The 24528-nt window shown below is 69.7% G+C and carries 25 protein-coding genes and 1 pseudogene; 18 read left to right on the top strand and 8 right to left on the bottom strand.

The window, feature by feature from the left end; genetic code table 11:
* Positions 1–8: 8 nt before the first annotated feature.
* From AC0OLQ_RS15665 to AC0OLQ_RS15630, 8 genes are all read left to right on the top strand, one after another.
* Positions 9–695, top strand: a complete 687-nt coding sequence (locus tag AC0OLQ_RS15665) for a hypothetical protein (RefSeq protein ID WP_484531932.1) — start codon at positions 9–11, stop codon at positions 693–695.
* A 10-nt stretch (positions 696–705) separates the two neighbouring features.
* Positions 706–1524, top strand: coding sequence for an RNase H family protein (locus AC0OLQ_RS15660; protein ID WP_484531931.1), 819 nt, complete (start codon positions 706–708; stop codon positions 1522–1524).
* Positions 1525–1666: 142 nt separating this feature from the next.
* Positions 1667–1843, top strand: coding sequence for a hypothetical protein (locus tag AC0OLQ_RS15655; RefSeq protein ID WP_484531930.1), 177 nt, complete (start codon positions 1667–1669; stop codon positions 1841–1843).
* 112 nt (positions 1844–1955) lie between these two features.
* Complete coding sequence (locus AC0OLQ_RS15650; RefSeq protein WP_484531929.1) at positions 1956–4445, top strand: AAA family ATPase; 2490 nt, start codon at positions 1956–1958, stop codon at positions 4443–4445.
* Positions 4442–4846, top strand: coding sequence for a hypothetical protein (locus AC0OLQ_RS15645; RefSeq protein WP_154226444.1), 405 nt, complete (start codon positions 4442–4444; stop codon positions 4844–4846). Before AC0OLQ_RS15650 ends, AC0OLQ_RS15645 begins: the two co-directional genes overlap by 4 nt.
* Positions 4843–5313 (top strand): DUF4190 domain-containing protein, encoded by a 471-nt coding sequence (locus tag AC0OLQ_RS15640; protein ID WP_484531928.1) that lies wholly within the window; start codon positions 4843–4845, stop codon positions 5311–5313. Before AC0OLQ_RS15645 ends, AC0OLQ_RS15640 begins: the two co-directional genes overlap by 4 nt.
* 59 nt (positions 5314–5372) lie before the next feature.
* Entirely contained in the window at positions 5373–5879 is a 507-nt protein-coding gene (locus tag AC0OLQ_RS15635) for a hypothetical protein (protein WP_484531927.1), read from the top strand.
* A 29-nt stretch (positions 5880–5908) separates the two neighbouring features.
* Positions 5909–6418 carry a hypothetical protein gene (locus AC0OLQ_RS15630; protein WP_484531926.1) on the top strand — a complete coding sequence of 170 codons (510 nt, stop codon included), beginning with the start codon at positions 5909–5911 and terminating at the stop codon, positions 6416–6418.
* A gap of 15 nt (positions 6419–6433) precedes the next feature.
* Here AC0OLQ_RS15630 and AC0OLQ_RS15625 read toward each other — a convergent pair whose 3' ends face one another.
* Positions 6434–7120, bottom strand: coding sequence for a DUF2306 domain-containing protein (locus tag AC0OLQ_RS15625; RefSeq protein ID WP_484531925.1), 687 nt, complete (start codon positions 7118–7120; stop codon positions 6434–6436).
* A 155-nt stretch (positions 7121–7275) separates the two neighbouring features.
* Here AC0OLQ_RS15625 and AC0OLQ_RS15620 point away from each other — a divergent pair, with 155 nt between their 5' ends.
* From AC0OLQ_RS15620 to AC0OLQ_RS15605, 4 genes are all read left to right on the top strand, one after another.
* A complete protein-coding gene (locus tag AC0OLQ_RS15620) occupies positions 7276–7977 on the top strand; it encodes a TetR/AcrR family transcriptional regulator (protein ID WP_484531924.1) in 702 nt (233 codons plus the stop codon).
* A gap of 192 nt (positions 7978–8169) precedes the next feature.
* Positions 8170–8733, top strand: coding sequence for a histidine phosphatase family protein (locus AC0OLQ_RS15615; protein WP_484531923.1), 564 nt, complete (start codon positions 8170–8172; stop codon positions 8731–8733).
* Between the two features lie 201 nt (positions 8734–8934).
* A protein-coding gene (locus AC0OLQ_RS15610; protein WP_484532356.1) for an IS5 family transposase occupies positions 8935–9728 on the top strand; the annotation gives its coding sequence in 2 pieces (ribosomal slippage) (positions 8935–9268 and positions 9268–9728; 795 coding nt in all).
* Positions 9729–10404: 676 nt separating this feature from the next.
* Entirely contained in the window at positions 10405–11289 is an 885-nt protein-coding gene (locus tag AC0OLQ_RS15605) for an aminoglycoside phosphotransferase family protein (protein ID WP_484531922.1), read from the top strand.
* On the opposite strand, the gene nhaA is transcribed toward AC0OLQ_RS15605, so the two are convergent.
* Complete coding sequence (gene nhaA / locus AC0OLQ_RS15600) at positions 11274–13199, bottom strand: Na+/H+ antiporter NhaA (protein WP_484532355.1); 1926 nt, start codon at positions 13197–13199, stop codon at positions 11274–11276. The two genes, AC0OLQ_RS15605 and nhaA, sit on opposite strands and share 16 nt — an antisense overlap.
* 410 nt (positions 13200–13609) lie before the next feature.
* Here nhaA and AC0OLQ_RS15595 point away from each other — a divergent pair, with 410 nt between their 5' ends.
* Entirely contained in the window at positions 13610–13861 is a 252-nt protein-coding gene (locus tag AC0OLQ_RS15595; protein ID WP_484531921.1) for a hypothetical protein, read from the top strand.
* Positions 13862–14031: 170 nt separating this feature from the next.
* Here the strand turns inward: AC0OLQ_RS15595 and AC0OLQ_RS15590 are convergent, their stop codons facing one another.
* Positions 14032–14460, bottom strand: a complete 429-nt coding sequence (locus AC0OLQ_RS15590; protein ID WP_484531920.1) for an OsmC family protein — start codon at positions 14458–14460, stop codon at positions 14032–14034.
* 381 nt (positions 14461–14841) lie between these two features.
* On the opposite strand from AC0OLQ_RS15590, the pseudogene AC0OLQ_RS15585 reads away from it, so the two are divergent.
* A pseudogene (locus tag AC0OLQ_RS15585) lies at positions 14842–15320 on the top strand (Ada metal-binding domain-containing protein).
* Here the strand turns inward: AC0OLQ_RS15585 and AC0OLQ_RS15580 are convergent.
* From AC0OLQ_RS15580 to msrB, 3 genes are all read right to left on the bottom strand, one after another.
* Positions 15277–15933 carry a TetR/AcrR family transcriptional regulator gene (locus tag AC0OLQ_RS15580; RefSeq protein ID WP_357333348.1) on the bottom strand — a complete coding sequence of 219 codons (657 nt, stop codon included), beginning with the start codon at positions 15931–15933 and terminating at the stop codon, positions 15277–15279. The pseudogene AC0OLQ_RS15585 and the gene AC0OLQ_RS15580 sit on opposite strands and share 44 nt — an antisense overlap.
* A 524-nt stretch (positions 15934–16457) precedes the next feature.
* Positions 16458–16964 carry a peptide-methionine (S)-S-oxide reductase MsrA gene (gene msrA, locus AC0OLQ_RS15575; RefSeq protein WP_091343884.1) on the bottom strand — a complete coding sequence of 169 codons (507 nt, stop codon included), beginning with the start codon at positions 16962–16964 and terminating at the stop codon, positions 16458–16460.
* A gap of 9 nt (positions 16965–16973) precedes the next feature.
* A complete protein-coding gene (msrB, locus tag AC0OLQ_RS15570) occupies positions 16974–17438 on the bottom strand; it encodes a peptide-methionine (R)-S-oxide reductase MsrB (RefSeq protein WP_484531919.1) in 465 nt (154 codons plus the stop codon).
* 481 nt (positions 17439–17919) lie between these two features.
* Between msrB and AC0OLQ_RS15565 the strand changes: the two genes are divergently transcribed.
* The 4 genes from AC0OLQ_RS15565 (at position 17920) to AC0OLQ_RS15550 (ending at position 21356) form a co-directional block, all read left to right on the top strand.
* Positions 17920–18837: an NADP-dependent oxidoreductase gene (locus tag AC0OLQ_RS15565; RefSeq protein WP_484531918.1), complete on the top strand. Its 918-nt coding sequence runs from the start codon at positions 17920–17922 to the stop codon at positions 18835–18837.
* 159 nt (positions 18838–18996) lie between these two features.
* Positions 18997–19440 (top strand): GNAT family N-acetyltransferase, encoded by a 444-nt coding sequence (locus AC0OLQ_RS15560; RefSeq protein ID WP_484531917.1) that lies wholly within the window; start codon positions 18997–18999, stop codon positions 19438–19440.
* Between the two features lie 34 nt (positions 19441–19474).
* Complete coding sequence (locus AC0OLQ_RS15555; RefSeq protein WP_484531916.1) at positions 19475–19948, top strand: GNAT family N-acetyltransferase; 474 nt, start codon at positions 19475–19477, stop codon at positions 19946–19948.
* Between the two features lie 223 nt (positions 19949–20171).
* On the top strand, positions 20172–21356 hold the full coding sequence (locus AC0OLQ_RS15550) for a low temperature requirement protein A (protein WP_484531915.1): 1185 nt from the start codon (positions 20172–20174) through the stop codon (positions 21354–21356).
* 3 nt (positions 21357–21359) lie between these two features.
* On the opposite strand, the gene AC0OLQ_RS15545 is transcribed toward AC0OLQ_RS15550, so the two are convergent.
* Both AC0OLQ_RS15545 and AC0OLQ_RS15540 read right to left on the bottom strand, forming a co-directional pair.
* Entirely contained in the window at positions 21360–22547 is a 1188-nt protein-coding gene (locus AC0OLQ_RS15545) for a low temperature requirement protein A (RefSeq protein WP_484531914.1), read from the bottom strand.
* Positions 22548–22686: 139 nt separating this feature from the next.
* Complete coding sequence (locus tag AC0OLQ_RS15540; RefSeq protein ID WP_484531913.1) at positions 22687–24498, bottom strand: glycoside hydrolase family 15 protein; 1812 nt, start codon at positions 24496–24498, stop codon at positions 22687–22689.
* Positions 24499–24528: the final 30 nt, after the last annotated feature.

Raw genomic sequence — 24528 nt, 5'->3', positions numbered from 1 at the left:
AGACCGTTATGTCCGACCCGACCCAGCCCACGCCGCCCCATCAGCCTGACAACCAGGCCGGCATGCCGCCACAGTCGGCGCCGACCTCGCCCGGTGCCCCCGCTCCCCCGTTCGCCGCCCAGCCGCAGAACGCCACGCTCGCCGGCCCGCCCAGCCCGACCATTCCCGCCAAGCGCCCCAACGCCCGGGCCTGGATCGTCGGCGGCATCGCCCTCGTCATCGCCCTTTGCTGCGGCGGGGTCGGGATCGCCGCGCTGAGCAACGGCGATGCCGAGCCGGCCGCCGATGCTGCGTCCTCGGCCGCGCCGAGCATCACGACGGCCGATCCGACCAGCGCGGCGCCCACGGCGTCGGCACCGACCACCGCGCCCGCGACGACGGCCCCCGCCCTTCCTCTTTACGACACGCCCACCAAGAACGGCTTCAAGCTCAAGGTCAAGATCCTGCGCAAGCAGTGCTTCGGCAGCGCCGGCTGCAACGTCACCTACCGGATCGACGTGACGTACACCGGCAGCGGGCTCGACCCGTCCAAGACGTACGAGGTGACCTATCAGGTGAAGGGTGCCGAGGATCCGATCATCAACACCTTCGAGGTAACCGGCGACTCCGCCTCTGTGCAGGAGGAGGAGATGGCGAGCACGAAGCGCTCCGGGGACAAGCTGACCGCCGCCGTCACTGACGTCGCCGAGTTCTGAAGGAGAAATCGTGCGTCCCGATGAGTTTCTCCGCGCCATGGACCTGCTCACCGCTCCCCTGCACGCCCGCGCGATGCCGCTGCGCCGCTACGTCCACCGCACCACCTGCTCGGACTGCCAGCGGATCGGCGACGCGGTCACGCTCGCGCTCACCGCGGCGAACTACGACGAGCTCGACTCGGCCGGCGGACTCCTGGACACCGCCGAGCGGCTCGCCGCCGCGCACGGCACGGCCTGCCGGCCGCAGCCGGACCAGCAGCGTGGTCGCGGCCGCGTCGGGCGCTGGGCGGCGGCGTCCGCGCCGGTCGTCGCCGCGACCGACGCCAGCTGGAAGGGCCGCGCCGGCGGCATCGCGTACGTGGTCAGCGACGGCCACTACGGCCTGCGCGGCCGGGGCACCGGCCGGCTCGACCCCACCGGCGCGTCCCGGGTCCTGATCAACGAGCTGCGCGCGGTCGACTTCCTGCTCTCGGCGTACGAGGAGGCGCCGGCGGGGATTACGGTGCTGCTGGACAGCACGGTCGCCTTGCGCTGGCTGCGCCGTTGGCAGGCCGGTGAGGTGTCGTCGATGCCGGCCGGCTACAGCCTGCGCCAGCGCCGGTGGGCCGACCGGCCGACACTGGTCCGGCTCGCCGAGATGGTGAGTCACCGGCCGGATCTGTCCTTCCAGCACGTGAAGGGGCACAGCGGGCACGCCCTCAACGAGGCCGCCGACGGCCTGTCGCACATGGCCCGTCGCCGGCTCGAGGAAACCTTCGACGTACGCCCACGGGCCCATGCCCTGGTCGACGCCTTCCTGCACGACTGGCACGCGGCCCTCCCCCACTGACCCGGCCCGCCGGTCGATCCGCCGGGCCTGCCGGCTGCTCCATTGCCGACACAGCACCACAGCGCACCAGCTTCCCTACCACCCACCGGGCGGGTCGACGAGTCGTCGGCCCGCGGACACCACGCGCCTGGAGGAGAAGACGATGACCTCTGTACGAGCCATCTGGGCCGGTCCGGGACTCCACCCGCACCAGCCGGTCGGGCTGCCGGCCGCCACGCCGACCCTCGGCTTGGCGGGTCGTCGCGGTAGTCGAAATGCCGTCGCCGGCCTGCTCAAGCAACCGGCCGCCCCCGACTTTCCTGTTGCGCTGCCGGCCTGAACGCCGATCACTTCAAAGACGGCAACTGCGGACCGTCGTCGCACCACCACCGCCAGCGAACCGGCCCGAGCCGGAACCATCCACCTTCCCTGCCCTCCCCGGAGGTCGCCTGATGAACCACACCGAACCCCTGGTCGAGCTGATCTTCGACCGGCTCGCCGCGGATCGCGTACCCGATGACACCGCCGAGGTGGCCCTCGCCGCACTCAGCGGCGAGGCCGACCTGGACGCAGCGCTCGCCGGCACGCCGACCGCGCTGGAGCCGCAGCGCACCGCGGCGGACGAGCCGCGGGAGCGGATCTGGCTCTCCTCGGTCACCGTCGCCGGTTTCCGCGGCGTCGGCCCCGAACGCACCCTCGCCATCGAGCCCGGCCCGGGGCTGACCGTGGTGGTGGGTCGCAATGGCTCCGGCAAGTCCAGCTTCGCCGAGGCGGTGGAACTTGCGCTGACCGGGGACAGCGCGCGCTGGGCGGACCGCAACAGCGTGTGGCGTACCGGGTGGCGCAACCTGCACGCCGGCGACCCGTGCCGGATCGCCGTCGAGCTGCGGGTCGACGGGGTGGCCACGCCCACCCGGGTGGTCCGCTCCTGGCCGTCCGAGGCGGAGCTGGGCGACGCCGAGGTGGCGGTCACCAGCGCACACGGCGCCCACCGGGACCTCACCGAGCTGGGGTTGGCCCGGCCGCTGGAGCTGTACCGGCCGTTCCTCACCGCCGCGGAGCTGGGCCGGCTCACCGCCGGCACGCAGAGCCAGCTCTTCGACGCCATCTCCGCGATCCTCGGCCTGGAGGCGATCACCGACGCCGACCGCCGCCTGATGACCGCCGCGCGCCCCGTCGACGCGGCCATCAAGGAGGTACGCGGACAGCGCGCCACCCTGACCGACACCCTCGCCGGGATCGACGACGACCGGGCCCGGCGCGCCGCCGCGCTGCTGCGCACCCGGGGCGCCCTCGACCTGACGGCACTGACCGCGATCCTCGACGAGCCGGAGGACCCGACCGCCGACGAAGCCGTGCTGCTCTGCCGGCAGCTGGTGGCGATGCAGGTGCCAGACGCCGACGAGGTGACCCGCCTGGCCGGGCAGCTGCGGGAGGCCGCCGCGACGGCGCGCCGGCACGACGGCGGCCGGTCGCGGGCGTCGCTGCGCAGCGCCGAGCTGCTCCGGCTGGCCGTCGAGCACCACGACGACCAGGGTGATGGGCCGTGCCCGGTCTGCGCGACCGGCCGCCTCGACGACAACTGGCGGATCAACGCGGCCGAGTCCCTGGCGGAGCTGCGCGACCGGACCCTCGCCGCCCAGGCCGCCGCGTCCCGGCTGACCGCGCTGCTGCAGCGGGCGCACTACCTGATCGACGACCTGGACGTGCCGACCGGTGACGCCGACGGGGTGCCGGTTGGCGACCTGCACGCGGCGGTGACGGCGCTGCGGTTGGCACCGGGTGGGCCGGAGGAGCTGGCCGACCATCTGACCGCGCGGTACCCGGCGGTGCTCGTGGTGGCGCAGGCCGCCCAGGCGTACGCGGAGGGCCTGCTCCGCGAGCGCGACACCGGCTGGCAGGCGGCGGCCGTCGAGCTGCGGGCCTGGGTCGCGTCGGCCGGGACGCTGCCGGAGCGGGAACGAGCCCTCGCACGGTTGAAGGCCGCGCGGGCGTGGCTGAAGGAGACCGGCGCGGAGCTGCGCAACCAGCGGGTGGCGCCCTTCGCCGAGCACTCGCAGCGGATCTGGGCGCAGCTGCGGCAGGAGAGCAACGTCGAGCTGGGCGCGATGACCCTGGCGGGCATGAACACCCGGCGGCGGGTGGTGATCCCGGTCAGCGTGGACGGCGCGGACAACGGCACCGCTCTCGGGGTGATGAGCCAGGGCGAGATGCACGCCCTCGGGTTGGCGACGTTCCTGCCGCGCGGCTGCGCGCCGGAGAGCCCGTTCCGGTTCATCGTGGTCGACGACCCGGTGCAGAGCATGGACCCGGCCAAGGTCGACGGGCTGGCCCGGGTACTCGCCGAGCTGGCCGAGCAGCGGCAGGTGGTCGTCTTCACCCACGACACCCGGCTGCCCGACGCCCTCGCCCGGCTCGACCTCGGTCGGTCCCGCATCGTGGAGGTGACCCGCGCGGAGCGGTCGGTGGTCACCCTGCGGCCCGGCTCCGACCCGGTGACCCGCTACCTGGACGACGCGTACGCGCTGGCCCGCACCGAGGAGATCGCCTCCGAGGTGCGCGGGCCGGTGGTGGCCGAGCTGTGCCGCTCGGCGATCGAGGCGGCCTGCCACCGGATCGTGTGGCGCCGGCGGGTTGCCCGGGGCGTGCCGCACGACGACATCGAGACGGCCGTCGTGGCCGCGTCGCGCAGGCTGACCACCACCGTCGCGCTGGCGCTGTTCGACGACGCCGACCGGGGCGGTGACGTGCTCGGCTATCTGAGTCGCCGGCACGGGTCGCGGGCGGTGGGCGCGTACAAGGCGTGCCGGGAGGGCGTGCACGGGGCGTACCTGTTCGACCTGCCCGTCCTGGTCGCGGACGCCCGCTACCTCGCGGCGGCGCTGCGGGTTCCCGACGCTGCCGTGCCCGGACCCCGCAACGGCGCTGAGGTCCGGTCGTGACCGCGCCGACGCCCCGGCACTGCCTGGCGGCGGCCGACCAGATGCTGCGCGGCACCGGCCCGCTCGGCGCGGCCGCGGTGACCGCCGGCTGGTGGCCGCGGGCGTGCGCCTGCCTGATCCGGCTCGCCCTCGAAGGCGGCATCGACGCCTACTGGCGGCGGACCCGCCCGGTGGTGGCGGCGTGCCGGCAGGGCCGGGCGAAGCAGCTGATGCTGCGCGGCCGCTTCGGGCCCGGCCCCGCCGTCGCCCGACGGGTCGCCTTCACGTGGGCGGCCCTGTCGGCCGCCGCCCACCACCACTGCTACGAGCTGGCGCCGACGGCCGCCGAGCTGCGTCGCCTGCACACCGAGGTGAGCGCCCTGCTCACCCACCTCGACGGAAGAACGGAACCGCACCGATGACCTACCCGCAGCCCGGCCTCGACCCCACCCGCCCGCAGCCGCCGCTGCCCGCCGGCCACGGTCCGTACCCGCCGGCGCCTGCCGTCCCCGCGCCCTACCCGCCGGTGTCCGCAGCTCCCATCGCCTACCCGCCGGTGTCGGTCATGCCCTATCAGGGCAGCGGCTACCCGCAGGGCCCGCAGCGGCCGATGGGGCAGCCCATCCTGACGTCGGGCATGGCCACGGCGTCGCTGGTGCTGGGGATTCTCGGTGTGCTCGGCGGCTGGTGCCTGTTCGGACTGCCCTGCGTCCTGGCCGTCATCCTCGGCCACCTGGCCCTGCGGGAGACCCGGGACGGCACCCGGTCGGGCCACGGCATGGCCGTCGCCGGCCTCGTCCTGGGCTACGTCTTTGTCGGTCCGATGATCCTCTTCACCCTCATGGTGTTCTTCGGCAGCTTCCTGACCGCGGCCACTCCCACGCCCTGAACCCCGGCCCTCAGCCCGACCGACATGGTGCCCACGAGGCGCCGGAGAGGCAGGAATGCATGTCCCAGGAGAATCGCCTCCACGCCGTACCGGACCGGTCCGACGAGCTGTCCCGCCGGGACGACGGCTACATCGTCACGGCCCGCTGGCGTACCGGTGCCGGGTCGGGCGAGATCAACGGACCCGACGAAGTTGTCATCCACGTCGCCGACGACGCGACGCCCGAGGTCCGGGCACGCGGCATCACCTCAGCGGTTCTGCACCGGGTAGGCCGCCAGGTCGACAACATGGTGGCCGAGTATCACGAGCTGCCGAGCGTCGGGGCGTACCAGGTGATGGTCCGCCGCTACATCGAGGACCGGCTCGCCGAGCTGGCCCAGGTACGGGGCGCGACCGCGCACGGCTACGAGTACGACCTCCTCGCGGTCCTGCAGGACCTGGCCGGTCGCGGGCACAGCGATCCACTCGGGGCACTCGCCACGGCAACCGGCAGGTCGCGGAAGGCCCTCGACCACCTGCTCGCCGTGGCCCGTCAGCGGCACGATCACGACGGGCGCCCGGCATGAGCGCGGGCCACACCGGTACGGGTACGCACGTGACCTTGTCCCGGCCGCGCCGCGCCTGGTCGGAGGTCTTCCGCCGCAGCCGCATCTCGCCCCACGTGTTCGTCGTCGCCGGGACTGCGGCAAAGGAGGTCGACCAGGTGGTGGCCCACCTCGGCCTGCCCCAGGCCTCCTCGAACAGCCTGTTCGACAACGCCCACTGGGCAACCCCGCTGCTCGACGGCGCCGTGGCGCGGCTACTCACCTATGGCCTGCCGCGCCTGCCCAGCGGCACCCGGGTGTACGGGCACCGGCCGCTGCGACTGCTCTGCCACCTCATGGACCTCCGGCCACCCGCCCGCGCGCTGACCGGCGAACGGCACGTGCCGGACATCGACCAGTTGCTGGCCGACCTCGACTGGCAGCGGCAGGCCGAACGCCAGGCGCTGCTCGTCCAGGCGCGTACGGCCATGGCCAACGACGCGCAGGAAGTGCTGACCGCGGTCAGGGTGTTCTTCGGAGACGAGGCGGCTGACGTGAGCGCCGTCGACATATCCGGATAGCTGCGTGTATCCCCGTCATTGGCTGGCAAGAACGCCGGCAGGAGCGTCGGCAAGGCGCTGGATGCTCCGGGTTGCCTTGGTCGGCCGCCTGCGCAGCGCCCATTCGACGACGGCCAGGTTGATCACCCAGCCGGCGAGCATCAGCAGCGCCCGGCCGATCCCGGTCGGCTGGCCGGCCAACAGCATCCAGGGCAGGTGGGTCAGGACCTGGGTGCCCGCGCCCAAACCAATGGCGTAGCCGCGTGCCATCCAGGCGCGGTGGCGGGGAATGTCCCGACGCCGGATGGCGGCGAAGCCGAGGACGATGCAGCAGAGCATGGCCGTGCCGAAGACGAGCCGCATCGGAGTCACCAGCACGTGGTCGACCGGCGGGCGGGGATAGAACAGCGCCATCCACAGGCCCGACAGAGCGGCCGCCAGACCGCAGGGGATCAGCAACCGTCCGACGAGACGGTGCCAGCCGGGCCGGCGGCGGCGGAAGCCGGGGGCGAACTGGAACGAGCCCAGGAGGCAGTACAAGCTGGCGCCGATGATGTGCGCCAGCACGGGTGCGGGCGATGCGAAGAACCGGGCGTTGTCCGGGGTGACCGTCGCACCGCCGGTGAGTTCGGCGGCCCGGGCGGCGCCCGCGATCACGGGAACGGCGCTGAGCATGATCAGGCCGGCGGGTACCAGCCACTCTCGTTTGGCCGAGGGGGTCATGGCACATCCCTTCATCTGCTGGTCATCCGTCCAGCCGGCCACATCGCCCCTGCCCGGAGGTGTACGGCGTACACCTAGTGGTGAGAGCAGGGTGTACGGCGTACACCGTCAAGAGGCGCTACCGTGTGGCGACCGCTTCAAGGGGAAGGCGACGGATGGTTCAGCAACTGGACGGCGCACGCCGGGCCCCCCTCAACCGGGACCGGGTGCTGCACGCCGCCGTCGCGCTCGCCGACCACAGCGGCGTCGACTCCGTGAGCATGCGCAACCTCGCCCAGGAGTTGGGCGTCGTACCGATGGCGCTCTACAAGCACGTGGCCAACAAGGAGGAACTCCTCGACGGCATGGTCGACGTCATCGTCGGCGAGATCGACCCGCCGGCCGACGGTACCGACTGGAAGTCGGCGATCCGGCAGCGCATCCTTTCGGCGCGACGTGCCCTCCTGCGCCACCCTTGGTCGTGGCGCGTCATCGAGTCCCGCCCGAAGCCCACTCTGGTCGTGCTGGACTACCTGAACTCGATCGTTGGCATGTTCCGGGCCGGGGGCTTCTCCGTCGACCTCACCCACCACGTGATGCACGCTCTCGGCAGCCGGGTGTGGGGGTTCACCCAGGAACTGTTTCCCGCCTCACCGCTGCCCGAGGACCCGGAGACGCAGGCGGCCGCGTTCCGCGAACTGGCCAGCAGGTATCCCCACATCGCCGAGATAGCAATGGCCGCCGCTCACGACCAGGGGTCCGTCGTCGGCCAGGGCTGTGACGACGAGTTCGAATTCGAGTTCGCGCTCGACCTGCTGCTCGACGGATTCGACAACCTCCACCGGCAGGAATGGACGTCCCGCGGCACCCGGTCCTGACCCGGCGACAGACACTCGCGCCCGCACGGGCTCAAGCGACCGCCGACCTGGGCGACGGCGTCAATGCCGTGGCCAGCGCGTGACCTCCGCGGCTGGCAGTGCCGGCGTCAGTGAAGCTGGAAAATTCGTCGATCGGCGCCTCGCCGGATCAGCTGCCCCCCGGGCCTCTCACCTCACCGGCAGCCTCGCCGCATGTCGACGGAGATCGTTTTTGAAACTCACTCCTGGAGCGAGGACAACGACCGTGGCATCGCCACCGGGTGGCTGCCCGGTCGGTTGTCCCCGCGAGGACGAGTGCTGGCAGCGGAGCTTGGTCAGCGCAGGCGAGACGACGGCATCGCCGCAGTGTTCGTCTCGGATCTGCGCCGGGCGGCGGAAACGGCGGACATCGCCTTCTCGGGAACTCAGATCCCGATCCTGCATGACTGGCGGCTGCGCGAATGTGACTACGGCGACCGCAACGGCATGCCCGCCGCCGAGCTGCACGAGCATCGGGATCGGTATCTCGATGAGCCCTACCCTGGTGGCGAAAGCTGGCGGCAGGCCGTACACCGGGTTGGTCGATTCCTCGATGACCGGTATCTGCGGTGGGCTGGCGAGCGTGTCCTGGTGATCGGACATGTCGCCACCCGATGGGCCCTCGACCACCAGATCGACGGGGTTCCGCTAGAGGATCTGATCAACGCCGACTTCGCCTGGCGTGAAGGCTGGGAGTACCGGATAGCCGACCCGCACGATCGGCAGGACAGGACGTAGTGCGGTGTCCACTGACGTTCACCGGGTTTGTTGTGGATCCTCGCCTTGGGGACTCCCCCGGTTGGCGGGGCGGGCCTCCGCGGGCCAACTGATCCTCGCGCCGCCCTTAGAGTTCCTAACAAAATGATCTCTGGGTTGCCGTCCCTTGTAGAGGGTGATCTACGATGTCGGGCCGTGAGGCGTGGTGAGCAGCCGCCGTGGATCGTGCCGGACGGGCTGCGGCAGCGCATCGAGCCGTTGCTGCCCAAACCTGTGCGCAACCCGCGGCACCCGGGGCGTAAGCGGATCCCGGACCGGCAGGTGCTGTGCGGGATCTTGTTCGTGCTGCACACGGGCATCCAGTGGGAGTTCCTGCCCCAGGAGCTGGGGTTCGGCTCCGGGATGACCTGCTGGCGGCGGCTGGAGGAGTGGAACCGGGCCGGGGTGTGGCAGCGTCTGCACGAGCTGCTGCTTGCTGAACTGCAGGCAGCCGGCAAGCTCGACTGGTCCCGCGCCGTGATCGACTCCTCGCATGTGCGGGCCGCCCGACGTGGCCCAAAAGCGGCCCGAGCCCGGTCGACCGCGCCCGCCCGGGCTCGAAGCACCACGTCCTGACCGAGGGCGCCGGCATCCCCCTGGCCGTGTCCCTGACCGGAGGCAACCGCCACGACGTCACCGAACTACTCCCGCTGATCGACAAGATCCCGCCCGTACGAGGCCGCCGCGGCCGGCCCCGCCAGCGCCCTGACCAGCTGTTCGCCGACCGCGCCTACGACCACGACAAGTACCGCAGAGCGGTACGCGCCAACGGCATCCGCCCGCGCATCGCCCGCCGCGGCCAGCCCCACGGCTCCGGTCTGGGAACGGTCCGGTGGGTCATCGAGCGCACGATCGCCTGGTACCACGGCATGAAACGGCTACGCATCCGCTGGGAACGCCGCGACGACATCCACGACGCCTTCCTCGCCCTCGCCACCTGCATCATCACGTACCGACACACCGTACGACTTTGTTAGGACCTCTTAGTGGGCCACGTCGGGACCGGCCGGCGCCGGGCAGGTGCCCGCCGGCTCGACGGTGCGTGACCATCTCCGGCAACACCACCGCTGCCGGGATGGTGGAACCGCTGCCCGGAACACGGTCGGCGATGATGGCGGCCGCGACGAGGTCGCGGTGTGCCAGGGGAAGGTCCGGGTCACTGCCCTCGCTGGGGACATCAAGACAGCGATCGCGGCGGCCGCCGGGAGGAGTCGCCGCCTCCATTGGCGTAGGCGCTTTGAAACTCACCTGTGAAGATCGGCTCGGATCTGCACAAACCGAACGGGCTCATCGTCGCCACCCCCGGCGGCTTGCCGACTGTGCTTGATCCACTGAGCTGATCTCAGCGACGCGAGAGTGCTGATTGATCCGACACGGGTGAAAGCGATGAAGCCAGACAGCGCTGGACGTGGGTGTGGGTCCATGGTTCGCGGCCACCGGCATCCCGACCGTCCTTTGTTCGGCACCGCTCCATCACATCGGTACGACGGCGAAACAGCCGAGGTGTTCGCCGGTCGGTTGCACACCGACGGTGGACCGGCGGGTTCGCCGCCCGAGGCCGAGGCCGCGGTACATGCGGTCGATCCGGCGCACGGTTCGGCGTGCACCGAATTCGATTGACGGCATGGTCAAGCGGGTTTTACGGTCGCGCCGATGCGCCCTGGAGAGATCGTCGTCGCCGTCGAGCAGGTACGCGCCCTGATCGACGAGCAGTTCCCCGAATGGTCGGACCTGCCGATCGTTGCGCAGCCGTTGAACGGCACCGACAACGCGCTGTTCCGGTTGGGCGATTCCCTGACGGCACGGCTGCCGCGGGCGCAGTGGGCGGTCGACCAGGTGGCGACCGACGCGACCTGGCTGCCGCGGCTGGCGCCGCATCTTCCGGTGCCGGTGCCGGTGCCGGTCGCGGTTGGCCGGCCGGGCGGGGACTATCCGTGGCCGTGGACGGTCGTCCCGTGGCTGGACGGGCGCAACCCGGAAGCCGGGCAGGACCTCGTCGGCCTCGCCGTCGACCTCGCCGGCTTCGTGCGCGCGATGATCGCGATCGACCCGATGGGCGGGCCGGTCAAGGAGGGGATTCAGCGCGGCGTACCTCTGGTGCAGCGGGACGAGCTGACCCGCCGGTCGATCGCGGCGCTGGGCGACCGGATCGACGGGCGGGCGGTGACCGCGGCGTGGGACGAGGCGATGGCGGCGGAGGAGTGGCCCGGACCGCCGGTATGGCTGCACGGTGATCTCCTGGAAGGCAACCTGCTGGTCGACCGGGGCAGGCTCACCGGGGTGATCGACTTCGGCGGTCTCGGCCGCGGCGACCCGGCGGTCGAGGTGCGGCCGGGCTGGAGCCTGTTCGATGCCCGCGCGCGGGCCGCCTACCGGGAGGCGCTCGGGTTCGACGAGGCGACCTGGGTGCGCGGGTGGGCCTGGATGCTGTCGGGCTCGCTCTACTGGCTGGCGGACCTGTGGGACTCGATCAGCGAGGACGACCGCGAGGACACGATCCGCTACATCGACTACATCGTGCGTCACCGCCACGACTGACCGGCGTTCTGTCGAGTCAACGGAACGCGCTTATTTTCCGGGTTCGCTGGTGCCTCGCGGCCCAGGCGGGCCCGGGCTCGGGCCATACGAATGGCGGCGGTCAAGGCCGTGATGTCGTAGGCGCCGTAGTGGCGGCGGCCGTTGATGAAGAACGTCGGGGTACCGGACACTCCGCTGCTGTCGGCCGAGTCGATGTCGCTTTCGATGCGGCCGGCGTGGGCGTGGCTTATCAGATCGTCGTGGAAGCGTTTCTGATTCAGACCGAGGTCGCCGGCGTATTTGACTAGATCGGTGATGTTCAGCTTGTCCTGGTGTTCGAGCAGCAGGTCGTGCATCTGCCAGAACTTGCCCTGAGCGGCGGCTGCTTCGGTGGCCTCGGCTGCCAGCCGGGCTTGCGGGTGCACGTCTGACAGAGGCAGGTGACGCCACACGTAACGCAGGTCGGCGTGGCCCAGCAACTCCCGGACGACTGGCTCGGCCTTCCCGCAGTACGGGCACTGGAAGTCGCCGTACTGCACCAGCGTTACCGACGCATCGGCTGGGCCGCGGACGTGGTCCCGCGTCTCGTCGACGTCTGGGATGAGGTCGACCAGCTCCGTCATCTCGCCGAAGAGCGCCCGGGTGCGCTTGTCACTGGGCAACATGTTGGTGACGCGGAACGCGATCCAGGTCAGCGCTGAGGATACGATCGCGGCGCTGAGCACCCCGACTTTGGCCTCGGCCAGTTGGTCGCCGGTGAAGGCCAGGCTGGCGATCAGCAGCGACACCGTGAAGCTGACACCGGCGATCGTGCCGCTGCCGAGCACGCCCGCCCAGCCCACGGCCGGACGGATACGGCCGCGTGAGATCCAGGTGAGCCCCGCCGAGGTGCCGATCACGGCGAGCGGCTTGCCGACGACATACGCGAGCAGCACTCCCCAGGTGACAGGTGACGCGAACGCCCGGGCCAGGAACGGACCGTCGATGCTGATGCCGGCGTTGGCCAAGCCGAACAGCGGCACGATGACGTAGCTGGACCAAGGGAGGTAGATGCGCTGAAGGCGGTCGTTGGGCGATAGCGTATTCGCGAGGCCGATCGAAGCCGAACGCGCGAGCTTGGGCGTCGGCTGCTCACGGAACGACCGGAACAGTCCGCTGACCTGCTCGAGCTCAGCTCGGCCGGGAGAGTAGGCGAACGCGGTCAACCCGATGGCCAGTCCGGCCACCACCGGGTCGACTCCGCTGACCAGCAGCGCGCCCCACATCACGATGGCGACCGGCACGTACGCTGAGCCCCGTCGGACGCCGGCTGCGCGGATGGCCAGCATGACCGCGAACGCCGCTACGGCCACCACGATGGGCATCATCTTGATGTCGTCGCTGTAGACCAGGGCGATGACGATGAGTGCGATCAAGTCGTCGACCACGAACACGGTGAGCAGGAAGATCCGGACCCGGTCGGGCACGCCCCGACCGAGCAGCGCCAGCAGACCCAACGCGAGGGCGGTGTCGGTCGACATGGCCACACCCCAGCCATGCGCGCCCGGCCCACCGTGGTTGATCGCCAGGAAGATCAGCACCGGGATCAGCATTCCGATCACGCCGGCCACGCTGGGCAGCACGAAACGTCGCCGGTCGCGTAGGTCGCCGAGGTCGAACTCGCGCCGCGTCTCAAGGCCGACGACCAGGAAGAACAGAGTCATCAAGCCGCTGTTGATCCAGGTGTGCAGGTCGCGGGAGAGCTCGAGGTGCCCGAGGCGCAGGGACAGTTGGGTGCGCCAGACGGCTTCGTAGGAGTCGAGGTCGATGTTGGCCCAGAGCAGTGCGGCGACGATGGCGGCCACGAGCACGCCGGCGCTGCCGGACTCAGTCCGCAGAAAGGCTTGCAGCGGTGGCGCTAGATTCCGCTTCCAGATCGTTCGGCCGCTCATCTTGGTTTCGGTCACACGTCACCTTCCGACGCGCTGGCCGGGCCAGCATGGATAGCTGGATCACGTGCCGCAACGCGGGCACGCGACCGCTCGGTTCAGTACTGATCGCGCTTGCCCCAGCTGTTGCGGAGGAAGCGACGAGGCCCGCCGATGTCCTGCAGGATGCGGGCGACTATCAGGTGAGTTCATGGTCGGGACGACCGCGCACATGATCGACGCGATGGTGAACCCGGCGATACCCACGAAAGGATTCGCGTGCGGCCGTAGCGGTCGCCGAGCGTGCAGGCCGGCAGGATCAGCGCGCGCCGGTCCTGCCCGAACTGAAAGGCAGCACCGAGCAGATCGGCGAGCTGATCGGCATTCTGGCCGACGCAGGGGCAGGCAACATTCTCCCGACGCCGCCGTACCTGATGCGCGGCGTCAAAGACCTGTTCTTCGCCTGGCTGCGCCGCCAGCATCCCGAACTGCTTCGCACGTACGCCGAGCTCTACGCGCACGGCTCGCGCACGCCACGTCATTACCGCGACCTCGTCAGGGCACGAGTGAACCAGGCATTGCAGCGCCACGGGCTGCCGATCTCCGGCGACACGACCTCCGATAAGTTCGCCCTGCTCGGCAGACGCTCCAGCATCACCGAGCCGACCGCACCGACTCTGCTCTGAGCTACCGGCACAAGTCACCGGCCGTCCACCAGGACCAGGACCTGCGCCGCATGCAATGCGCCGCATCGCGTTCAAGCTGTCGCGGTCGACGGACACGCTGCCGCCGCCTGGGGCGCAACGACAGCCGCCTGCTGCTCGGCCGTGATAGCCGAGCAGCAAGCGGCCTGAGTTCAGCGCGGCCCGACGAACTCGGTCTTCACGCTCCATGCGAACTGAATCAGCAGGGTCACCGGGGACCTCTCGGCAATCTCATGCATCACCTTCAGATCGTCGGGGTCAGGTTCTTCGCTCAGCGTGATCGTGCGCTGCAGGTAGCGCTGTGCGCCTTCCTGCTCGGGTTCGTGGTAGTCGATCTCGACGGTGATGTCACCGGCGGTGTCGTACTTGTAGTCGACATACTGCCGCAGCGTCTGAGCAGTGCACGACGCGAGCGCCATCAACAGGTACTCCGTCGGCGTCGGGCCTTCGCCGACTGCGCCGTTGTGCGGTTCATCGGCGACGAACGTGAAGCCGCGGGTGATCATGTCCGTGCGCCGGCGCTCATTGGCCGGAAGGACAGCTCGGGCGGATGCGACGATACGATCCCGATCGGTTTCCATCAGCCGCGCCTTCCTGTAGATCCTGGTAGTGACGGGTCCAGGTACGCGGATCCAGCAGCAGCCGAGCCGCAGTCTGAGCGAGGGCTGTGGCCGGGCGTAGTCACCCCGTGACCGAGTACCTCCGCAGGCTAGCCTCTGCGGACTGGATAGTCCAAATGATCGCTCGTCGCCAGAGCCGCTCGGCCCTTCGCGAACCATCACCCAGGGCATGTTAAGCTGCGGTCAGGACCAAGATCCCCCAGCTGAACTCGCTCAATCGCCAAATCCGAAGATGGACTCATCAGTCCGTTAAGGCTAGGATATGCCGCTGTTCACGCATCAGGGCGGCTACGCCCTCCCGCGACTGGGGGGACTCAAATCCGGACAACGTGAGGAACATCGGTGCTCAGTGATCCGCGGTCGCGGTACGAGGCGATCCAACGACGCGAGGAACGACTCGATGGCATCTTTCTCACCGCGGTGAAGACGGCCGGCACCTACTGCCGGCCATCATGTCGCGCCAGGACCTCGGCACGGAAACGTTCGACTTTCACCCGAGGGCGGCCAGCGCCCAGCTCGCTGGATACCGAGCCTGCACGCGTTGCTCCCCCGACGCAGCGCCCCCGGCCCGTCCGGCGCCTGGCCAGTCGGCGCTCGTCGGGCGTGCTGGAGCGCTCATCGAAGACGGCGCAGCGGGATCGCGGCGGGGTGAGACAGCACCGCGAGGCTCCCGGTCGGGGCATCGGATCGTGGTTCGACTGCTGTCGCACCTGCAGCCTCGCCCTCCGGGCTGCTCACACCGCCGTGACCGGCCTGATCACGATGAAAAGGGCTCAGTTAACGGGTCGGCTCGCCGGACGGCTGCGAGAGGAACGATTTGATGTGTTCCAGCGCCATGTCCAGCGCAACTTCCATGGGTGCGACGTTGTGCGCGGCGTTCGCCAGCAAGTAGCCGCCCTGCAGAGCCGCCATCAACCCCGTGGCCAACTTCTCCGGGTCGGCGTCCTGGCGCAGTGCACCGCTGTCCCGCATCCGGTGCAGGCCATCACTGATCAGCTTCTCCCATGCCGCAAACGTCTCCAACAGCATCGATCGAGCCTGCTCATCTTGATCGGACAGCTCGACCGCCATCGACCCGAGGCCGCACCCGTATTTGCCGTTGTTCAGCGAGTTGGCCTGGACCAGCGCGTTACGCCACCGGACCAGCCCTGAGAACGATCTCAGTCGTTCGAGGCCTCCGCGCTCGCGCTGAAGCACAAGCGCGCCTCGATATTTGACCAACGCACGCACGAGCTCCTGCTTGTCGGCGAAGTGGTGGTAAAGCTGAGACTTGCTGGTCTGGCTTGCCTCGCGGACGTCGTCAAGGGTCGTCGCGTTCACTCCGCGCACGAACATCAGCCGGTTCGCCGCCTCGAGGATCCGCTCTCGGGTCGCAATGCCCCGTTGACTGATCCTCCGCCGATTCGTCGGCGCAGCCACCTGCTCGTCGCTCATCGCTCAAGTGTATCCAGCGCGCCAGATAATCCCTGCTGAATGGGACTCTGGAGTCCATTGGGCGTCATGTCGCATTCGAGTGATAGTGAACGACGAGCGCATGGGCTGCCAGTTGGCTGACCGGCTGCTATGTCCGCGAGATCATCGGTGGGACGAGCCATTCTCGGACTATTTAGTCCTCGTTATGTCAAAACTACCGCTCAGGGGTTGCTCGGCGATGCGTCGTGAGCGGCGCGCCGGAGGTCAGCGTGTGGCAACGCTCGTTGACATGCGCTTGCACGTCACACGCATCACTCGCAGCTGATCCCGGCCTGTCCCCGAGGCCACCGAGAAGCAGCTGGGTGTCCTTCCGAGCATGCCTCGCGCCCTGTCCGCCAGCGCGGCCGTACTGAACGGTTGGGATGATCTTCAGGGCTCCCTTAGCCGCACTCTCGACGCCACGACCCGGCACGGTATCGCTCATGTTGTCACCGACACCTCGGCCCGGGCCGGCGCGCGGACCCGGAGTCCGCGCGCCGGAGGTGTCAGGCCGTCGCCCGCTTCGGGAGCTTCCACCCGGGGCGGGGGAAGTGGCAGGTGTAACCGTTGGGGTAGGTCTGCAGGTAGTTCTGGTGCTCGGGCTCGGCCTCCCAGAAGTCGCCTGCCGGGGTGACCTCGGTGACGACCTTGCCGGGCCACAGGCCCGAGGCGTCGACGTCGGCGATCGTGTCCTCGGCGACCCGCTTCTGCTCGTCGCTGGTGTAGAAGATCGCCGAGCGGTAGCTGGTGCCGATGTCGTTGCCCTGGCGGTTCTTCGTCGAGGGGTCGTGGATCTGGAAGAAGAACTCGAGCAGCGCGCGGAAGTCGGTCTTCTCGGTGTCGTAGACGACCTCGATGGACTCCGCATGGGTTCCGTGGTTGCGGTAGGTGGCGTTCGGGACGTCGCCGCCGCTGTAGCCGACGCGCGTGGACACGACGCCGGGCTGGCGGCGGAACAGCTCCTCCATCCCCCAGAAGCAGCCGCCGGCGAGGATCGCCTTCTCGGTGGTCACGTCGTCTCCTTACTTGTCGTCGGTGTCACTCGTGAACAGGGTGCGGTATTCGCCGTACCCTGCGTTCTCCAGGTCGTCGAGGTGGATGAACCTCAACGACGCGGAGTTGATGCAGTAGCGCAATCCACCCTTGTCGGGGGGACCGTCGTTGAAGACGTGGCCGAGGTGGCTGTTGCCGTGCAGCGAGCGGGCCTCCGTCCGGATCATCCCGTGGCTGAGGTCTTCGCGCTCGACGACGTTCGTCTTGGCGATCGGCTTGGTGAAGCTCGGCCAGCCGGAGTTGCTGTCGTACTTGTCGACCGATGCGAACAGCGGCTCGCCGGAGACGACGTCGACGTAGATGCCGGGCTCGTGGTTGTCCCAGTAGGCGTTGGCGAACGGGCGCTCGGTGCCGTCCTGCTGGGTCACGCGGTACTGCTCCGGGTCGAGCCTCGAAACGGCTTCCGGGTTCTTGTGCTGGGTGTGCTGGGGCACAGCTCTCCCTTCCCGCCTTCGACGCGAAGCTGGGGAACCAGGTGACACGCACCTGGACGCGCAAATGTACAGACACCTTACGGGCCGGTTGTGTTCCCGCAGCCCCACACCTTCATGGACCATCAAGTCCGAGCAGATGTCCGGACGTAGCTGGCCAGGTGCCGCTGTTACGGTGTATAACCTGGGTAAGCCACCGCCACAGTAGCAGCCGCTTGGCCTCAAGAGTGGACTTGACCGACCAGTTGCACGGCGACTAGGTTCGGGGCGTCCGGCTGGGTGCCTCCGCTAGCGACGAACTGTCCGCGTGCCCACCGGTGCCGGGTTCTACGAACGTCGCGCCACTCCCGGCAACCGGGTGTTGCCAACACAAATCGCGATTCGGCGGAAAGAAGACACCGAGGCCTGGCGCCGCTCATGCTGGTAAATCGAAACTCGCACCTCGTGACCGTGCAAACGAGGACTGGATACAGGGAGACGCCGGATGAAGGCGATTGCGGTGACGGACGAGGCCGCGGGAACGGCCGGGATGACGCGGGTGGAGCGGCCTGAGCCGGAACCGGCGCTGAACGAGGTCGTCGTTCAGGTTCATGCGTCGGGATTCGTCCCGACTGAGCTGGCGTGGCCCTCGACCTGGACCGATCGCCTCGGCCGTGACCGGACGCCGTCGATCCCGGGGCACGAGCTGGCCGGAGTGGTCACCGCTCTCGGGTATGGCACGACGGGACTGTCGGTGGGACAGCGGGTGTTCGGCCTCACGGACTGGAATCGCGATGGCACCCTGGCGGAGTATGTGGCCGTCGAGGCACGCAACCTCGCGCCGCTGCCCGGCGACGTCGACTTCACTGTGGGCGCGAGCCTGCCGATCTCGGGCCTGACGGCGTGGCAGGGACTGTTCGACCACGGCCGCCTTCAGGCGGGGCAGAGCGTCCTCGTGCACGGCGCGGCCGGCGCAGTCGGGACGATGGTGACGCAGCTCGCACGCGAGGCCGGCGCCTACGTCATCGGCACCGGACGCACTGCCGACCGTGAAAAGGCGCTCGACTTCGGCGCGCAGGAGTTCGTCGACCTCGCCAACGACGTCCTCGAAGACGTCGGCAGAGTCGATCTGGTTTTCGATGTCATCGGCGGCGACATCGGGAAGCGGTCCGCAAGCCTGATTCGAGCCGGAGGAACGCTGGTGTCCGTCGTCGGGCCGCCGGAGGCGCGGCCCGCGGACGGCCTGGCGGTCGACTTCGTCGTCGTGTCCGATCGCGCTCAACTGGGTGAGGTCGTCCGGCGGGTCCGCGACGGACGCCTACGGACGAACATCGGCAACGTCGCGACCCTCGACGACGCCGTCGCCGCCCTCAATCCGACCGAGCGGATCACCGGGAAGACGATCATCCGCGTTCGCTCGTAAGGGCCCGGCACACCCAGGCACGAGAACGACCCCCGCAGGAGCGAGAAGTACGTCGATGGTTGCGCCTTCACCTCCCGTCGACGACATGCGGCTGGGCGAGTACGACTACCGACACGACCCGGGAGTGAGCTGATGACCCTCAACGAGGGCACACCCCCAATGACCGACCCGACCGAGCCGACCCGCTACACCTTGGAGCACCCCGACGAGAAAGGCACTCTCAGCCAGGACCAGGCCGTCCTCATCGACGAGGTGATCGACCATCCCCACGCGCCCGCGTTCGACCTTCAAGTCGTCAACGACGAGAAACTCGGCATCTACGACGCCATCGTCGGGGACCGAGTGGTGGGCGGGCTGACCTACAACGTCGCCCGAGACGACCGACTCGAGCTGCTGGCCACCTCGGTGTTCCCCGAGTTCCGCAAACAGGGCATCGCCACCGAGCTGATCCGACGCGTCCTGGACGACGTGCGCGTGCAAGGCAAGACGGTCACCAACATGTGCCCGATCGTGCGCACCTTCATCAAGCACAACCCCGAGTACGCCGATCTCATCGATCCCGAGCACCCGGGAGCAACCCAGGGTCACCCCCACTCGTCCTGAACCCACCTACTAGCTCCCCTGAGAAGGCGTGACAATGACGATCAATCTCGAGGCCGAGGCGGCCACCCGGGAAGAGAACAACGCGGCGCTCATCGCTGCTCTGAACGAGACAAGTCTCAGCGATGTGGAATCCAGCTGGGAGCTCGATGTCATCAACGACGCGGAGCGCGGTCGCTGGATCGCCGCCCTCGGCGCCGAAGCGATCGCCGAGCTCCCGTACCGGTTCGTGGGCGGCCGTGTCGTGCTGCTGTCAACCTGGGTCGACCCCGCCTACCGACACCATCGGGTGGCCACGGAGCTCGTCGCTCGCGTGCTGGACGAGATCCGCGAGAGCGGGAAGAAGATCACCATCATCTGCCCGGTCGTGGGTAAGTTCATCGCCCGCAACCCGCAATACCTCGACCTCATCGACAAGGTTCATCCCGGCGCAGGCGCCTACCCCCGGCACGAACCCGCCGAAGCCGGCCACAACGAGGAGCTCACCGCGTTCGAGAACGACATGAGCTGACATCCTCCCCCGCGTCGGACGGCGGGGATTTCCTCCGCGCTGCACGCGCAACGCCCGGGCGCGTTCCTGCTTCACCGCGGCCAGCGGGAGTGTCGGGCCGATGACGGGTGTATGGCTTGCGCCCTGCTGCTCCGTTTCCGCTCTCCGGCGACCGCCGCTTTTGTAGGTTGGCGAAGGAAACGTGCCTCCGCTCCCCGAGGGGCGTGCTGAAGGAGGCAGACGCGTGAGGCCCAGCCCGCTCCCCCGGATCCTTCGCCGGCGCGGCGGGCCTGACTATCCGACGTTCCTGGAGCTCTTCTTCGACCTGGTCTACATCTTCATGCTCTCCAGGCTCTCGGCGGGGCTCGCCGAGGACCTCACCGTCCGGGGCGCCGCCCAGACCGCCGTCCTGTTGATGGCCGCCTGGTGGGTCTGGGTACTGACCGCGTGGCTCACCGATCTGTTCAACCCGCGGCTGCCGATCATCCAGGCCACGGTCCTGGCGGTCATGTTCGGCACCCTGCTGATGGCGGTCGCGGTGCCGTATGCCTTCGCCGACTACGGCTGGCTGCTCGTCGCGGCGTACTTCGGCATCCATCTCGTCCGGGACGCCGTCCTCATCCCCAGTACCCGAGTGAACCGCCCGATCCAGGCCCGGAGCATCCGAGTGTTCTTCTGGTTCGGCGTCACGGCGCTGCCATGGGTGGCCGGGGCGTTCGTGCACGGAACGGCCCGGCTGCTGCTCTGGTCGGTCGCGGTGGCGGTCGACCTCGGGTCGGCCCGGTTGGGCTGGCCGACGCCGAAACTCGGTCGCACCGAACTGGCCAGTCAGATCTTCACCGGCGCCCACCTGTCCGAGCGGCATCGAGAAATCTTCATCATCTCCCTCGGCGAGCTGGTCCTGAGCGGCGGCATCGGGCTGGCCGGCAGTGACTTTCAGGCCGGCCGGGTGGCCACGAGTTTCGTCGGGTTCGCCGGCGCTGTCGTGCTCTTTCAGCTCTACTTCCACCGGGTGCGGCAGCTGCTGGCACCGCCCGCCGTCACCGTGGTGGAGCGGGTCCGGCCCGGCACCTCCACCTCGTACAGCCACCTGGTGATGGTGGCCGGGGTGCTGGTGCTGTCCACCAGCGTCTCGCTGGTCAACGACCAGCCGTTCGGTGCGGCACCGGCCGCCTGGATCGCCGCCATCCTGGGCGGGCCGGCGCTGTTCCTGCTCGGGAGCTGTCTGTTCGACGCCGTGGTCACCGGACGGGTCCTCTGGTCCCGGGCGCTGGGGATCGTGGTGCTGTGCGCCATCGGCCCCGCGATGACGCTGCTTCCGCCGCTGGCCATCCTGGCCGTGGCGAATCTGATCCTGCTGCTCATCCTGGCCTGGGAGTCGCTGCCCGCACACTCGCGGTCGATCCGGGTCACCGTGCCGACCGGGTGAGGATCACCCGAGCGCCGGTGGCGCCGGCGCGCGGGCGTGCCGGTGGGTGCTCACCAGGTTCGCCGCAGCGACCAGGGCCAGAATGCTCATGGCGAGCAGCGCGACCACGACCGGCGGCAGCAGGCCCGCGGCCGGCGCCGCGCCGGCCAGCAGGACCAACCCGGCCAGCCGCGACCGAGAGATCCGACCGAACACGGTGTAGTCCAGCACCCCGCGGCCGACCAGGAACAGCGCCGGTCCGCCGAGGATGACCGCAGCCCACGAGGGCGGCGTCTCCCCCAAAGGACGCATCACGACGAGCTGACTCGTGACCGCCATACCGCCGATGCCCCCCACCATGATCAGATGAGTGACCGCGGCGGACTGCGTGAGCAGCGACGGGTTCGCCGATCGCGCGATGGCCTCGGTCAGCAGCTCGCCGGCCCGGTAGATGTAGATCCGCCAGGTCAGCACCACGATCGTGAACACGACCAGGAGCGCCCACGCCCGGTCAATGGTGTAGTCGCTCAGGCTGAAGGTCCACCCGATGATGAAGATGGAAGCGCCGAGCGCGATGATGACGAACTGCCGGTACCGCTCCGCCACCCGCTCGCCGACCAGCCGCCACTCCTGCGGCTGCGACCGCCCGAGCTTCGGCAGCGGCCAGCCGAGGGAGGCGGCGACGTACTCCATGGCGACGGTCGCCCCCCAGAGCAGGAGGCGGGCGTGGCCGGCGGCCAGCGCGCCCCCGATCCAGCCGACGGCGGCGATCGTGTACCAGAAGAAGATCCGGCCGCTGCGACGCGGCTCGGCCGCGCTCGGCACGAGCAGGAGGTAGTAGGTGCTCGAACCGAGGTGGATCGCCAGGTACGTGATCGCGAAGAGCAGGCCGCGCCCGTCGTAGGCGTCGGGTGCCGCGGCCGCCAGCAGCAGGCTGCCGGCCGCCACCGCGATGAACTGCACCTGGACCGCGGGCCGCGTCAGGTCCAGGGTGTCGGCGGCCCACGTGGTCACCGCCCAGACCAGGGTGAACGCGAGCAGCAGGACCAGCGTCTGGCCGGCGCCGGTCCAGCTCACGTCGGCGGCGAGCGTCCTGGCCAGGGAGATCATCGCGAAGACGTACGTCAGGTCGAAGAAGAGTTCCAGGAACGCGGGGCGGCCGGGGTCCCGTGGGGTCGGAGCCGCCGTGTCGGCGCCGCCTTCGGTCACCATCGACGTCCTCCGGACCTCCGCACCGTCCTCGCCTGATGACACCCTACGGGCACCGGCCCGGCCGCAGGCCCGCCATCGGCGTCATAGCCCGCTACCGCGGGAGCTTCGGTCGTGACGGCCCGGTATCGGGTCAGCGGACTCAGGATTTCTGGTCTGGGGCGTCTCGGATCGCGAGTGCGGCCTGGACGAGCGCGGCGTGAGTCAGCGTCTGGGGATAGTTGCCGAGGTGGGCGCCGGTCGCGGGGTCCATCTCTTCGGCGTAGAGGCCGAGTGGGCTGGCGTACTCGAGCATGGTCTGGAACAGCTCGACGGCCTCGCGGCGGCGCCCGGTGCGGGCGAGGGCCTGGACCAGCCAGAACGAGCAGGGCAGGAACGCGCCTTCGGTGCCGGGGAGACCGTCACGTCCCGGCGAGTAGCGGTAGAGCAGCGGACCACCGGCGGAGAGCCGGGCCCGGATGGCGTCGATGGTGCCCTGCACCCGGGGCGATTCGATGCTGTCCATGTCCAGCAGCGGCAGGACGAGCATGGCCGCGTCGAGGTCCTGGGAGCCGTAGTTGCGGACGTAGCAGCCCGACGTGGGGTCGAAGCCCTGCCGCAGGACCTCGGCGGCGATCTTGTCCCGTGTTGTCGTCCAGCGTCGGCGTTGGCGGTCCGGCAGTGGGTGGGTGTCGGCGATGCGTAGGGCGCGGTCCAGGGCCAGCCAGCCCATGACTTTGGAATGGACGTGTTGGGCGGGCTTGCGGACCTCCCAGATGCCGGCGTCGGGCTCCTGCCAGCAACGGGCGACCACATCGGCGAAGCCGCGTACCGCCCGCCACGTCTCGCTGTAGAGGAGCTGTCCGGCCTGCGCGAACGCCCAGGCGGCGTCGATCACCCAGCCGTAGCCGTCGAGCTGGTGCTGATTGGCGGCGCCGTTGCCGATCCGTACCGGGACGCTGCCGAGGTAGCCGGGCCAGCCGGGCAGCTCCCGTTCCGCCGGCACGCGGCGGCCGTGCAGGGTGAGCAGTGCCGGCAGGCGTGGCCGTTGCAGCCGGCTGGCGTGCAGCAGCCAGGCGAGGAAACCGTGGGCCTCCTCGGGCTTGCCGACGGCGAGGAAGGCGCTGACGCCGATGCTGGCGTCACGGGGCCAGACGTAGCGGTAGTCCCAGTTCCGTATCCCGCCGGGATCCTCGGGTAACGACGTCGTGGGTGCGGCCACCGGAGCTTGCGAGGGCGAGTAGGTGAGCAGCCGCAGGGTCAGCAGGCTGCGTACGACGTGCTCGCGGAAGGGCAGCGACTCGTCGATTTCGGCGGCCCAGTCCCGCCATCGGTTCTCGTCCTCGCTGAGCAGATCCCAGGCCGCCTCCGGGTCGACGTGGATCAGGGGCTCGCGGTGGGCCACGGCCAGTACGAGGGTGACCGGTCGGCCGGGGCCGACCGTGATCGAGGTGGGCCGCCCGGGCTCGATGGCGAGCTCGGGTGTGCTGCCCAGCGAGACCGCGAGCGAACCCCAGTCACACACCAGGGCCTTGCGCCGGTGGTGAACTCGGGGCCGGCGGTGGCGTACGCCGAGGCGAGGGTCGAACTCCACGACGGCGTCGACTGCCGCCTCCTCGGCCGACAGCCGCCGCACGATCATTGTCGCCGGCAGCAGGCGGCCGCTGACCTCGGCCACCATGCCCTCGGTGAGGGTGAGGCGGCCGCCGCCCACCGCCCAGGTCGTCTGCAAGGTGGCGGTGTCCTGCCGGTAACGCCGTTCGACGACCGGGCCGGGCCGGGCGGGGCCGACCCGGAAGGTTCCTGCTTCCGCTCCCCCGACGAGCCGGCCGAACAGGGGCTCGGCGTCGAAGCGGGGCACGCAGAGCCAGTCGATCGCGCCGTCGCTCGCGACGAGGGCAGCGGTGCGGGTGTCACTGATCAGCCCGTAGTCGCTGATCGGAGCCGGGGGCCGAGGAGCAGCGGCGTCCGTCATGGAGCTTGCTCCCTCACGAGTCGCGCGTGC

The organism is Micromonospora sp. Utrum1 (assembly GCF_057197805.1).
Note: the sequence above shows the minus strand (reverse complement) of the source record. Positions and strands in the feature narration are given on the sequence as shown.

What these genes read in the sequence shown, in the direction of transcription:
- AC0OLQ_RS15665 (WP_484531932.1), top strand. Translation starts at nt 9, where the DNA reads ATGTCCGACCCGACCCAGCCCACGCCGCCCCATCAGCCTGACAACCAG.
- AC0OLQ_RS15655 (WP_484531930.1), top strand. Translation starts at nt 1,667, where the DNA reads ATGACCTCTGTACGAGCCATCTGGGCCGGTCCGGGACTCCACCCGCAC.
- AC0OLQ_RS15565 (WP_484531918.1), top strand. Translation starts at nt 17,920, where the DNA reads ATGAAGGCGATTGCGGTGACGGACGAGGCCGCGGGAACGGCCGGGATG.
- AC0OLQ_RS15620 (WP_484531924.1), top strand. Translation starts at nt 7,276, where the DNA reads ATGGTTCAGCAACTGGACGGCGCACGCCGGGCCCCCCTCAACCGGGAC.
- AC0OLQ_RS15580 (WP_357333348.1), bottom strand. Translation starts at nt 15,933, where the DNA reads ATGAGCGACGAGCAGGTGGCTGCGCCGACGAATCGGCGGAGGATCAGT.
- AC0OLQ_RS15640 (WP_484531928.1), top strand. Translation starts at nt 4,843, where the DNA reads ATGACCTACCCGCAGCCCGGCCTCGACCCCACCCGCCCGCAGCCGCCG.
- AC0OLQ_RS15650 (WP_484531929.1), top strand. Translation starts at nt 1,956, where the DNA reads ATGAACCACACCGAACCCCTGGTCGAGCTGATCTTCGACCGGCTCGCC.
- AC0OLQ_RS15555 (WP_484531916.1), top strand. Translation starts at nt 19,475, where the DNA reads ATGACGATCAATCTCGAGGCCGAGGCGGCCACCCGGGAAGAGAACAAC.
- AC0OLQ_RS15635 (WP_484531927.1), top strand. Translation starts at nt 5,373, where the DNA reads ATGTCCCAGGAGAATCGCCTCCACGCCGTACCGGACCGGTCCGACGAG.
- AC0OLQ_RS15595 (WP_484531921.1), top strand. Translation starts at nt 13,610, where the DNA reads ATGCGCGGCGTCAAAGACCTGTTCTTCGCCTGGCTGCGCCGCCAGCAT.
- AC0OLQ_RS15590 (WP_484531920.1), bottom strand. Translation starts at nt 14,460, where the DNA reads ATGGAAACCGATCGGGATCGTATCGTCGCATCCGCCCGAGCTGTCCTT.
- AC0OLQ_RS15625 (WP_484531925.1), bottom strand. Translation starts at nt 7,120, where the DNA reads ATGACCCCCTCGGCCAAACGAGAGTGGCTGGTACCCGCCGGCCTGATC.
- AC0OLQ_RS15615 (WP_484531923.1), top strand. Translation starts at nt 8,170, where the DNA reads ATGTCGACGGAGATCGTTTTTGAAACTCACTCCTGGAGCGAGGACAAC.
- AC0OLQ_RS15605 (WP_484531922.1), top strand. Translation starts at nt 10,405, where the DNA reads ATGCGCCCTGGAGAGATCGTCGTCGCCGTCGAGCAGGTACGCGCCCTG.
- nhaA (WP_484532355.1), bottom strand. Translation starts at nt 13,199, where the DNA reads ATGAGCGGCCGAACGATCTGGAAGCGGAATCTAGCGCCACCGCTGCAA.
- AC0OLQ_RS15540 (WP_484531913.1), bottom strand. Translation starts at nt 24,498, where the DNA reads ATGACGGACGCCGCTGCTCCTCGGCCCCCGGCTCCGATCAGCGACTAC.
- AC0OLQ_RS15545 (WP_484531914.1), bottom strand. Translation starts at nt 22,547, where the DNA reads ATGGTGACCGAAGGCGGCGCCGACACGGCGGCTCCGACCCCACGGGAC.
- AC0OLQ_RS15560 (WP_484531917.1), top strand. Translation starts at nt 18,997, where the DNA reads ATGACCGACCCGACCGAGCCGACCCGCTACACCTTGGAGCACCCCGAC.